This is a genomic window from Planomonospora alba, assembly GCF_039534085.1.
GTDB classification, from domain to species: domain Bacteria; phylum Actinomycetota; class Actinomycetes; order Streptosporangiales; family Streptosporangiaceae; genus Planomonospora_B; species Planomonospora_B alba.
In genome coordinates this window covers 1-11518 of the sequence record NZ_BAAAUT010000103.1, presented here as the reverse complement: position 1 = coordinate 11518, position 11518 = coordinate 1, and the positions used below count along the sequence as shown (strand labels likewise).

The 11518-nt window shown below is 76.5% G+C and carries 9 protein-coding genes; 6 read left to right on the top strand and 3 right to left on the bottom strand.

The annotated features are described in order from the left end of the window. Positions 1-519: 519 nt before the first annotated feature. Positions 520-1536, top strand: coding sequence for a zinc-binding alcohol dehydrogenase family protein (locus ABD823_RS33390; protein WP_344866769.1), 1017 nt, complete (start codon positions 520-522; stop codon positions 1534-1536). 127 nt (positions 1537-1663) lie between these two features. Here ABD823_RS33390 and ABD823_RS33385 read toward each other — a convergent pair whose 3' ends face one another. Next, on the bottom strand, positions 1664-2467 hold the full coding sequence (locus ABD823_RS33385; RefSeq protein ID WP_344866767.1) for a universal stress protein: 804 nt from the start codon (positions 2465-2467) through the stop codon (positions 1664-1666). A 215-nt stretch (positions 2468-2682) separates the two neighbouring features. On the opposite strand from ABD823_RS33385, the gene ABD823_RS33380 reads away from it, so the two are divergent. Together ABD823_RS33380 and ABD823_RS33375 are read left to right on the top strand one after the other, a co-directional pair. After that, the gene (locus tag ABD823_RS33380) at positions 2683-3459 is read left to right on the top strand and encodes an HAD family hydrolase (protein WP_344866765.1); all 777 of its coding nucleotides are present in this window, start codon (positions 2683-2685) and stop codon (positions 3457-3459) included. Then, a complete protein-coding gene (locus ABD823_RS33375) occupies positions 3456-5579 on the top strand; it encodes a glycoside hydrolase family 65 protein (RefSeq protein ID WP_344866763.1) in 2124 nt (707 codons plus the stop codon). The genes ABD823_RS33380 and ABD823_RS33375 overlap by 4 nt, the downstream gene beginning before the upstream one ends. A gap of 49 nt (positions 5580-5628) precedes the next feature. On the opposite strand, the gene ABD823_RS33370 is transcribed toward ABD823_RS33375, so the two are convergent. Together ABD823_RS33370 and ABD823_RS33365 are read right to left on the bottom strand one after the other, a co-directional pair. Beyond that, a complete protein-coding gene (locus tag ABD823_RS33370) occupies positions 5629-6807 on the bottom strand; it encodes a site-2 protease family protein (RefSeq protein WP_344866761.1) in 1179 nt (392 codons plus the stop codon). A 115-nt stretch (positions 6808-6922) separates the two neighbouring features. Beyond that, positions 6923-7789 carry a universal stress protein gene (locus ABD823_RS33365; RefSeq protein ID WP_344866759.1) on the bottom strand — a complete coding sequence of 289 codons (867 nt, stop codon included), beginning with the start codon at positions 7787-7789 and terminating at the stop codon, positions 6923-6925. 195 nt (positions 7790-7984) lie between these two features. Here ABD823_RS33365 and ABD823_RS33360 point away from each other — a divergent pair, with 195 nt between their 5' ends. From ABD823_RS33360 to ABD823_RS33350, 3 genes are all read left to right on the top strand, one after another. Then, complete coding sequence (locus tag ABD823_RS33360; RefSeq protein ID WP_344866757.1) at positions 7985-8683, top strand: CBS domain-containing protein; 699 nt, start codon at positions 7985-7987, stop codon at positions 8681-8683. Between the two features lie 228 nt (positions 8684-8911). Beyond that, positions 8912-9607, top strand: a complete 696-nt coding sequence (locus ABD823_RS33355; RefSeq protein ID WP_344866755.1) for a hypothetical protein — start codon at positions 8912-8914, stop codon at positions 9605-9607. A 224-nt stretch (positions 9608-9831) separates the two neighbouring features. Continuing rightward, positions 9832-11433 (top strand): phospholipase D family protein, encoded by a 1602-nt coding sequence (locus tag ABD823_RS33350; protein ID WP_344866753.1) that lies wholly within the window; start codon positions 9832-9834, stop codon positions 11431-11433. The last annotated feature ends 85 nt before the right edge of the window (positions 11434-11518 follow it).

Sequence of the window (11518 nt, the reverse complement as noted above, 5' to 3'; positions counted from 1 at the left end):
TTGGTGACCAGGGGCAGCTCGGCGGCCCACATCAGCAGCATCATCGCGGTGCCGGCCGCGGCGGCGACGCGGATGCCGGCGCCGGTGGCCAGGGCCAGGCCGATGCCCAGCAGGCCGGTCATGAACAGCCAGTCCACCCACGCCTGCCCGGCCAGCGCGCCGAACAGGCCGCCCAGGGCGTTGTCGCCGGTGCCTTGAGGAAGCCGGTGGTGGGGCTGCCGCCGCCCACCACGGCCTTGGCGGCGGGCGTCGAGAAGCCCAGGCCGAACACCTTGTCCAGGAAGGCCCACAAGAACACCCAGCCCAGCGCGACGCGGGCGGCGCCGAAGGCGTAGGCGGCGGGCGTGCGCGGGGCGAGCGCGGCCGCGGCGGCCGGAGCGGCGGGGCCTCCCCGCGGTGGGGCGCCGACGGGACGGGCGCCCCGGGGACCTCGGGAACCCCGGGTGCCGGAGCACGAACAGGACGCCCGGAACGGGCGCCCCGGGACCGCGGACGGCTCCGGCGTGTGACCATGGGCGCATGGCGGAGACGATGACGGCCTGGGTGGTGCGCCGGCCCGGGCCCGTGGCGACAGGGCCGCTGGAGCGGGTGCGGCTCCCGGTGCCGGAGCCGGCGCCCGGCGAGGTGCTGATCCGGGTCGAGGTGTGCGCGGTCTGCCGGACCGACCTGCACCTGGCCGAGGGGGACCTGGCCCCCCGCCGCCCGGGCACCGTCCCCGGGCACGAGGTGGTGGGGCGGGTCGTGGGCCGCGGCCCGGGTGCCGGCCGGCTCGCGACCGGCACCCGGGTGGGGGTGGCGTGGCTCCGCTCCACCTGCGGCGGATGCCGATACTGCCTGCGCGGCGCGGAGAATCTCTGCCCGGACTCGCGCTACACCGGCTGGGACGCCGACGGCGGATACGCCGAATACCTGACCGCGCCGGAGGACTTCGTCTACCCGCTGCCGGAGGACCGGCCCGCCGAGGTGCTGGCTCCGCTGCTGTGCGCGGGCGTCATCGGCTACCGGGCGCTGCTCCGCGCCGAGCTGCCGCCGGGCGGGCGGCTGGGCGTCTACGGGTTCGGCGCCTCGGCCCACCTCACCGCCCAGGTCGCGCTCGCCCGGGGCGCCACGGTGCACGTGCTGACCCGGGCCGCCTCCGCGCGGCGGCTCGCGCTGGAGCTGGGAGCCGCCTCGGCCGGGGACGCCTACGACGCACCCCCCGAGCCGCTGGACGCCGCCATCCTGTTCGCCCCGGTGGGCGACCTGGTCCCGGTGGCGCTCGCGGCGCTGGACTCCGGCGGCACGCTGGCGGTGGCCGGGATCCACCTCACCGACATCCCGCCGCTGAACTACGCCGGCCACCTGTTCCGCGAGCGCACCCTGCGCAGCGTCACGGCCAACACCCGGGCGGACGGCCGCGCCCTGCTGGAGCACGCCGCCCGGCATCCGCTCCGGGTCGCCACCGCCCGCTACGGGCTGGATCAGGCGGACCGGGCCCTGGCCGACCTGGCCGCCGACCGCGTCACCGGCGCCGCCGTACTGCACGTCGGGGACTGAGCCGGGCAGGGGGCCGGGCCGGGCGGGGACCGGAGCGGCCGGAGGCGAGGTCAGTCCGCCTCCCGCCGGGGCGGGACGTCGACGACCTCGTCCCGCGCAGCGCGGCCTCGCGTACGGCCCGGGCCGCTCACCGGACGACCGCGACGGGGCAGCGCGCGTGGTGGAGCACGCCGCGGCTGACCGAGCCCAGCAGGAGCGCGCCGACGGCGCCCAGCCCCCTGGCCCCGACGACGAGCAGCCCGGCCCTGCCGGAGGCGTCCACCAGCGCGGGAACCGGCTGGGCGCACCTGGGGTCCTCCGTCACCTCGACGCCGGGGAAGCGCTCCCGCCAGGCGGCGAGCCGTTCCGCGGCCGCGCGGCCGGGACCGCCCATGAGGTCCCCCGGTTCCCGCCAGGCGTGCACCGCGCGCAGCGGGCAGCCGCGTGCCCGGGCCTGCTCGAAGGCGAACGCCAGGGCGGGCTCGCACCCGGCGGAGCCGTCGGCGCCCACGACGACCTCGCGGCAGGACCCGGCGGGCTGCGGGCGGACGACCACCACGGCGCCGGGGGCGTGGCCCGCGGTCCGCACGGGCACCGAGCCCAGCAGGGCGCCGTCGCACCCGCCCCGGCCGCGGCAGCCGACCACCAGCTCGGCCGCGGCGGCGATGTGCTCGCGCAGCACCTCGCCCGGCGGCCCCTCGGCCAGCTCGGTCGCCACGGCGACGCCCGGCGCGCACTCCCCGGCGGCCCCGGCCGCCTGTTCGAGCGTCCGCTGCCCCGCGTACGCGCAGGGGTCCGGCCGACCGGCGACCGGAGCGCCGTACGGCCCGCGGTCCACCACGTGGACGATGCGCACCGGCAGGCCGCGGCGGTCGGCGTCACGGGCCGCCCAGCGCACGGCCGCCGTGGCGGGATCCGAGCCGTCCGTCCCGACGACGATGGGTCTGTTCATGCGACTCCCCTTCTCCATGGCACCGCGGCCCGGAGAACCCCCGCAAGGCCGCACCCCGAAACAGGAGGCGTCCTTTACGGCAGGGGCCGTCAGCGGGTCCCCCGCGGCCGGGCGGCGGGGCGGGAGACCCGGGCCGCAGGCCCCCGGACCGGGGCCGGACGCCCCTGGCCGCGACGGCCGGTGACCCCGTAGCGTCGAAGGGAAGGGAGTACGCCATGACGCGCTCCACCGAGCTGGACCTCACCCGGATCACGGCGGTGGTCTTCGACACCGACGGGGTCGTCACCGACACCGCACGGGTGCACGCCGCCGCCTGGAAGCGCGTGTTCGACGACTTCCTGCGCGAGCGGGCCGCCCCGGACGGCGAGCCGCCGCGCCCCTTCGACGCCGCCGAGGACTACCTGCGCCACGTCGACGGCAGGTCCCGCGCTGACGGCGTGCGGGGCTTCCTGGCCTCCCGGGGCATCCCCGCCGACCCGGACACGGTGCGGGAGCTGGCCTCCCGCAAGGACGCCCGCTTCCTGGCCGAGATCCGCACCCGCGGCGTGGCGGCGTTCCCCTCCACCGCGGAGCTCGCCCGCGAACTGCGCCGCCGGGGCGTGCGCACGGCCGCCGTCTCGGCGAGCCGCAACTGCGCGGAGGTGCTGCGGGCGGCCGGGATCGGCGGCCTGTTCGACACGCGGGTCGACGGCGTGGAGGCCGCCCGGCTGGGCCTGCCCGGCAAACCCGACCCCGCACTGTTCGAGGAGGCGGCCCGCAGGCTCGGCGCGGCACCGGCGGAGACGGCCGTGGTGGAGGACGCGCTCGCCGGGGTGGAGGCCGGGCGGCGGGGCGGCTTCGGATTCGTCGTCGGCGTCGACCGGCACGGCCGGGGCGGGCCGCTGTCGGCCGCGGGCGCCGACCTCGTCGTGGCCGACCTGGCGGACCTGCGGCTCCGCGGACCCGAGTCCCTCCGGGGGGACGGGCCCGCGCTCCCCGGGGAGACGGCGTGAACCCCTGGCTCCTGACCTATGACGGCTTCGACCCCGCGCAGGAGGGGCTGAGGGAGGCGCTGACGACGCTCGGCAACGGGTACTTCGCCACCCGGGGCGCCGCCTGCGAGGCCCGCGCCGACGGCGTCTGCTACCCGGGCACCTACCTCGCCGGCTGCTACGACCGGCTGACCTCGCACGTGGCGGGCCGCCCGGTGGACAACGAGGACCTCGTCAACGCGCCGAACTGGCTGCCGCTGACCTTCCGCGCCGGCGGCGGCGAGTGGTTCTCCCCCGGCGGCGGCGCGCGGATCCTGACCTGGCACCGGCGGCTCGACATGCTCCGCGGGACCCTGAGCTGGGTGGTGCGGGTACGCGACCGCGCCGGGCGGACCACGTGCCTGGAGCAGCGCCGCCTGGTCTCCATGGACGACCCGCACCTGGCCGCCCTGCACGTCACCGTCACGCCCGAGGACTGGAGCGGGCCGCTGGAGGTCCGCTCCGCGCTCGACGGCCGCGTCGTCAACGCCGGGGTCGCCCGCTACCGGGACCTGGACGGCCGGCACCTGGTCCCGGTCGCCGCGCACGCCTCCGGCGGGGTGGCCGAGGTGCTGGTGCGGACCGCCGCCTCCCGGGTGGAGATCGCGCTCGCCGCGCGGACCACCATGGCGGGCGCCCGGCCCCGCCCGCGCGCCGGGCGGGGCCTCGCCGGGTGCGACCTGGCGGTGGAGGTGCGGGCCGGCGAGGCGGTCCACGTGGAGAAGGTCGTTGCCGTGCACACCTCCCGGGACCGCGCCATCTCCTCGGCCGCGGAGGCCGCCCGCGCCGCGGTCGTGTGGGCGGCGGGCTTCGAGGAGCTGCTGGCGCGGCACACGCGCGCCTGGGAGCGCATCTGGACGCGCGCGCACGTCGCCTCCGAGGACGCCGAGGTCCAGCAGATCCTCAACCTGTACGCGTTCCACCTGCTGCAGACGGCCTCCCCGCACGTGACGGACCTCGACGTGGGGCTGCCCGCCCGGGGCCTGCACGGCGAGGCCTACCGGGGGCACGTCTTCTGGGACGAGCTGTTCGTCTTCCCCTACCTGGCGCCCCGCTTCCCGGAGATCACCGAGGCGTTGCTGCGGTACCGGTGGCGCCGCCTGCCCGAGGCGCGCCGGGCCGCCCGCGCCGCCGGGTTCGCCGGGGCGATGTTCCCCTGGCAGAGCGGGAGCGACGGCCGCGAGGAGACGCCCGCCCTGCACTTCAACCCCCGCTCGGGCCGCTGGCTGCCCGACAACTCGCACCTGCAGCGCCACGTCGGGCTCGCCGTCGCCTACAACGTCTGGCGGCACTACCTGGCGACGAAGGACGCCGCCTTGCTGGCCGGCTTCGGCGGGGAGCTGCTGCTGGAGGTCGCCCGCTTCTTCGCCTCGCTGGCGTCCTTCGAGGGCGGCCGCTACTCCATCCGGGGCGTGATGGGGCCGGACGAGTACCACGACGGCCGCCCGGGCGGGGCCGCGCCCGGCCTGGACGACAACGCCTACACCAACGTCATGACCGCGTGGCTGATGCGCCGCGTCCTGGAGGCGTCCGACCTCGTCGGCACCGTGGGTCCCGGCGGCCTGACCGCGCAGGAGGCCGAGCGCTTCGCCGACATGGCCGCGCGGATGCGGGTGTGCTTCCACGACGGGGTCATCAGCCAGTTCGAGGGGTACGGCGAGCTGGCGGAGCTCGACTGGGAGCGGTACCGGCGCACCTACGGCGACATCCGGCGGCTGGACCGGATCCTGGAGGCCGAGGGGGACACGCCCAACCGCTACAAGGCCTCCAAGCAGGCCGACGTGCTCATGCTGTTCCACCTGCTCGGCCAGGACGGCCTGGCGGAGATCCTGACCGGGCTCGGCTACGACTGGGACGCCGGGGCGGCGGAGCGGACCGTGGACTACTACCTCGCCCGCACCTGCCACGGCTCCACGCTGAGCGCGATCGTCCACGCCGAGGTGCTGGCGCGCATCCGGCCGGGCGCCTCGGAGCCGTTCCTGGTGGAGGCGCTCGGCAGCGACGTGCGCGACGTGCAGGGCGGCACCACCGCCGAGGGCATCCACCTGGGGGCGATGGCGGGCGTGCTGAGCCTGTTCGAACCCGCGGACCCCGCCGGGTGACGCCGCGCCCCGGCGGACACGGCTCCCGTCGGCCGGGGCCCTGCTCCGTTCATGTGCCTTCATGCCCCTCGTCGTGGCGGGAACCCGCCCCGCCCTCCGGGAGAAGCGCCCGGTGTCCGCGGAGCACGGCCTGCCCGAGGATCCTCGCCAGGTCGGAGGCGGCGACCATGCCGACCACCCGGCCCGCCTCGGCCACCACCGCGACCGGCTCGCCGGGGGGCGCGGCGCATTCCAGGATCCGCTCGGCGGGCTCGCCGGGATCCAGGACCCGCTCCGCGGGCAACGGCCGGGCCAGCTGCGAGACGCGCGTGGCGGCGTGCCGCTCCGGGTCGAGGGCGGCGATCGCGTCGAGCGAGACGGAGCCGGTGGGGGCGCCCGAGAAGTCCACGACCGGGAAGACGCTCTGCCGCGACCGCAGCGCCACGGACGCCGTGAAGTTCGCCAGGTCCGTCCAGCCGGGGGCCAGGTCGGGGTCCGGGACCATGATGTCGCGCACGCGCAGGTCCCGGAGCCCCTGCCGCGCCGTACGGGTGACCGCCTCGGTGCGGGCGGCACCGGTCAGGAACCAGCCGATCAGCGCCGTCCACAGCCCGCCGAACGGCGACAGCAGGAAGATCTGCACGACTCCGGCGGCGACCAGGGCCATGCCCAGCCCCTCTCCCGCGCGGGCGGCCCCCCGGTCGGCGCGGGCGCGGTCGCGGTGGCGCCACCACAGCAGCGCGTGCAGCACCCGCCCGCCGTCCAGCGGGGCGCCGGGCAGCAGGTTGAACACCCCGAGCACGGCGTTGACCAGCGCCAGCCAGGTCAGCGCCGCCCACGGCAGCGCGGGCCCGTCGAGGACGAGCACCACGCCGGAGGCCACCGCGGCGATGCCCAGGCTGGTGAGCGGGCCTGCGGCGGCGATCTCCAGCTCGGTCCGCGGCGTCCGCGCCTCCCCGTCGAGCTCGGTGACGCCGCCCAGCATCCACAGTGTGACGGATTTGACCCCGATGCCCCGGTGGCGGGCGACCAGGGCGTGAGCGAGCTCGTGGGCCAGCAGCGAGGCGAAGAACACCGGCGCCGTCACCGCGGCGACGCCCCAGTAGAGCTCCCCCGGCAGCCCCGGGACGGCGGCGGGCAGCGCCGAGGCCCCCAGGACCGCCACCACCGCCGCGACGATCAGCAGGCCGGACCAGTGGACCCCCAGCGGGATCCCGGCCACTCTTCCCAGACGCAGGCTCGGCTTCATGCCTCCACACTCCACCTTCCGGGCCGGGCGCGACACCACCCGCCCGGTACCGCCGTCCGTCCCTTCTCCCCCGCTCCCTTCCCCATCCGTGCGACCGGCGGGTTCCTGACGTCCGTCACGTCTCCTTCCGGGCCCGCACCACCGCGACGGGGCAGTGGGCGTGGTGCAGCACGCCGTGGCTGACCGAGCCCAGTACGGCGGAGCCGAGCGCGCCCAGGCCGCGCGAGCCGACCACGGCCAGGTCGGCCTCCTTCGACGCCTCGCAGATCGTCAGGACCGGGTGGCCGCAGACCACCGTCTGGTCCACCCGGACCTGCGGGTACTCCTCCTTCAGGGGGGTGAGCACCACCTCGGCGACCTGCCGCTCGGCGGTGAAGAGGTCCTCGACCAGCGGCGTGTAGGCGGTCGCGCCCGCCCCGAGGACGGGCAGCTGCCAGGTGTGGACCGCGTGCAGGACGGCGCCGCGCCGTACGGCCTCGGCGAAGGCGTACCGCAGGGCGGCGGCCGAGTGCTCGGACCCGTCGAATCCGACCACGACCCTGCCGCGGGTCTGCTCCGGCACGTTCCGGACGACCACCACGGGTACGTCCACGTGGCCGCTCACCGCGAAGGAGACCGAGCCGAGCACCAGACCGGCGAACCCGCCCAGGCCACGGCTGCCGAGCACGACCTCCTCGGCGTCCTCGGCCTCGCGCCGCAGGACCTCGGCCACCCGGCCCGTCTCCAGGACCGTGCTCACCTCGATCCCCGGCTCGTGCCCGCGCGCCACGTCCTCGGCCAGCTCGACGACGTCCCCGCAGTGCTCCGCGACCGAGTCGCGGAAGCCGGCGGGCGCGTCCTCCGGGATGCCGTAGGCCCACGGCTCGCACACGTGGACGATCCTCAGGGGGCACCCGCGCCGCGCGGCGTCCGCGGCGGCCCAGGCGACCGCGGCCGTCGAGGCCGGGGAGCCGTCCACGCCCACGACCACATGCGCTGTCATCTCGTCCTCCTCTGGGGGTGTCCTGCCTTCCATCCGACCTCTTCGCCGATCTCCGCGCAGCGGCCGGAAGGCCCGGACGGCGGGGACCTCGGTCCCTGGCTCCGGAATCTCCCCCGCGGTGGGATGAAGATGCGGGGGAGGCCGGGAACACTCCCCGCAGGGCCGCCGTACGGTCCGAGCCGCCGAGGAGGAGCGATGCACGTCAAGGTCCAGGACGTCATGACCACCCAGGTGACGGCCGTCAACGGCTGCACGCCGTTCAAGGACGTGGCCGAGGTGATGATCGGCCACGAGGTGAGCGCGGTCCCGGTCGTCGACGGCGAGGGCCACGTCATCGGCGTCGTCTCCGAGGCCGACCTGCTCCGCAAGGAGGAGTTCAAGGAGCAGTACTACCAGGAGGGCTACCAGCCGCCGCTGCGGGTCCGGCTCCGCCACCGGATCGGCGGCCGGGAGGACGCCCGGCGCAAGGCCACCGGGGACACCGCGGCCGAGCTGATGACGGCCCCGGCGGTCACGATCCGCTCCGCGGCCTCGATCGTGTCGGCGATCCGGCTCATGGAGGAGCACGGGGTCAAGCGCCTGCCGGTGGTGGACGCCGAGGGGCGGCTGGAGGGCATCGTCAGCCGCCAGGACCTGCTGAAGGTCTTCGTCCGCGACGACGCCGAGATCGCCGCCGAGGTGAACCAGCACATCCTGGGGCGCCCCCTCTGGGACGGCCCGCACGACGCGACCGCCTCGGTCGAGCGCGGGATCGTCACCCTGAGCGGGCGCATGCGGCGGCGCAGGGACGCCCAGCTCGTCACCCGGCTGGTCCAGCGGGTGCACGGGGTGGTCGACGTGGTCGACCGGTTGGAGTGGGAGGTCGACGACACCCCGCGGTGGAAGGCGCGCTGACGGCGCGGCGGTCCCGTCGGCTGCGGCGCCGCCGTGCCGTGCCCGCCGGGGCGGGCACGGCACGGCCCGTGCGGAGGGCCGGTGGCCGGTGACGGCGGAGAGGCGCCGGGCTCGCGGCCGACGACGGTGTCAGAGAGCCGGGCCCGATGGACGGGAGACCTGCCAGCTCTGTCCGTTTAGTTCTATATGTACCGTTATGATGCACAGCGCACAGACGGGAGTGAACGCATGCGCGGGGTCGGCAGAGCACTCATCGGGACGGCCATGGCCGTCCCGATCGCCTTCGGGGGCCAGCCTCCGGCGCATGCGAGCACGGAGGAGACGAGCCTCGCCTTCAACTGGGCCTACGCGTCGGGTTACGGCAACGGCGGGATCGTCGAGGTCCAGGGATGGATCGCCGGAGGCACCGGGCACGGCGTCGCGGGCCTCCCCGTGCAGCTGTGGTTCCGGGCACGGGGCTCGGCGGAGTGGAAGTCCGCCGGCACGGTGCTCTCCCGCCGGGGCGGCGTGGTCCGCAAGCAGGTCGAGGTGAACCGGAGCGGGTACTGGCGCGCGGTCTTCCCCGGCTCGGAGGGGTACGCCCGCAGCGTCTCCGACATCGGATACGTCGAGTTCACCCCCACCCGGTTCGCCGCCGTCAAGATCCGCCGGGCGGGCAGGGAGCTCCGCGTCAGAGGGCGGGTCGAGTGGCTGACCTCCAGGTGGAACACCTGCCTGCGCCACGGCCCGGTGCTGGACCTGCGCGCCCAGTTCAAGGCCAGGGGGTCGGCGACCTGGAAGGACAGGAAGCGCCTCCAGGGCTGCGCCCCCTTCTTCTGGTCCACGACCAAGGCGAGGAAGGCCGGGTCGTGGCGGATCGTCTTCGACGGCGTCACGAGCTATCTGCCGTCGACGAGCCGGACCTTCTCCGTCAAGGCACGGTGAACCCGTCCTTCCCGCCGCGCGACGCGGTCAGCCGCGGTAGCACTCGGCCGGCGCGGCGAAGGCGGCCTGGGGCTCCCACGGCATGCCGGGGCAGGCGTCGCCGCTCCCGGCGTCGAGGACCTCGACGATCCCCGGGCTCGCCAGGTCCAGGTCCGCCGCGGGACCGCCGCGTCCGGCTCCCCGCCCGCGGGCGTCGGACGGCGGAAAAGGGGTAGGCGACGCCCGTGCGTGTCCACGACTGGTTCCTGACCGCCGACGAGCGGGGCAATCCGGCCGGCCGGATCGACTCCCGGCACGGCGACGGCGCGGCCTGGTCCACCGGCAACGCCGTCCGCCCCCTCGTGCACGGCGCCGCCTACTTCACCGACCTCCTCACCCGCGTCCGCGGACTGCGCGCGGGCGACCTGCTGCTCTTCACCGACTGGCGCGGCGACCCGGACGAACGGCTGGACGGCCCCGGCACCGAGGTCGCCGGCGTGTTCGCGGACGCGGCCCGGCGCGGCGTCGTCGTCAAGGGCCTGATCTGGCGCTCCCACTGGGACCGGCTCCGCTTCAGCGCGGAGGAGAACCGCCAGCTGGGCGAGGAGATCGAGGCCGCGGGCGGGGAGTACCTGCGCGACATGCGGATCCCGCCCGGCGGATCGCACCACCAGAAGCTCGTGGTGCTCCGGCACCGCGGCGACCCGCGGCGCGACATCGCCTACGTCGGCGGCATCGACCTGTGCCGGACCCGCCGCGACGACGCCGCGCACGACGGCGACCCGCAGGCCGCGCCGATGGCCGCGGCGTACGGCCCCCGGCCGCCCTGGCACGACGTGCAGGCCGCGATCCAGGGCCCGGCCGTGGGCGACGTGGAGGCCGTCTTCCGGGAGCGGTGGGACGATCCCCAGCCGCTGACCCGCAACCCCGTGCACCGCCTGGCCGACCTGCTCCGCCACGACGACACCCGGGCGGACCCGCTCCCGCCCCAGTTCCCCGATCCGCCCCCGTGCGGGCCGCACGCCGTACAGCTGCTGCGCACCTATCCGCGGCGCCGCTCCCGCTACGCCTTCGCCCCGCGGGGGGAGCACAGCGTCGCCCGCGGCTATCTCAAGGCCCTGCGCCGGGCCCGCTCCCTGATCTACATCGAGGACCAGTACCTGTGGTCGCCGCAGGTCGCCGAGTGTTTCGCCGAGGCGCTGCGGGCCCGGCCGGAGCTGCTGATGGTCGGCGTGCTGCCGCTCCACCCCGACCAGGACGGCCTGCTCGCCGGCACGCCGCAGGTCCTCGGCCGCAGGCAGGCCCTGGAGGTGCTGAAGGAGGCGGGCGGGGACCGGGTGGCGGTCTACGGCGTGGAGAACCACGCGGGCACGCCCGTCTACGTGCACGCCAAGGTCTGCATCGTCGACGACACGTGGATGACCGTCGGCTCCGACAACTTCAACCGCCGCTCCTGGACCTACGACTCGGAGCTGACCTGCGCGGTCCTCGACGAGACCCCGGACGGACGGGAGCCGCGCGACCCGGGCGGGCTGGGCGACGGCGCCCGGCGCCTGCCCCGCGGGCTGCGCCTGACACTGGCCCGCGAGCACCTCGACCGCGCCGGCGGCGACGACCGCGACCTGTTGGACCCGCGTTCGTTCTTCGACGCCTACGCCGCCGCCGCGGCCGCCCTCGAAGACTGGCACGCCGCGGGCCGCCGGGGGCCGCGCCCGCCGGGGCGGCTCCGCCTGCACGAGCCCGCTCCCCTGCCGCCGTGGGCCGTGGCGCTGGCGACGCCGATCTACCGCCTGCTCTGCGATCCCGACGGCCGCCCGCGCGCCATGCGCCGCACCGGCGCGTACTGATCCGGGCGCCGCCGGAGCGGGCCGCAGGCGCCCCGGCACCCGGCGGCGCGGTGCCGGGGCGCGGGCCGGCCGGCGGCCCGCGCCG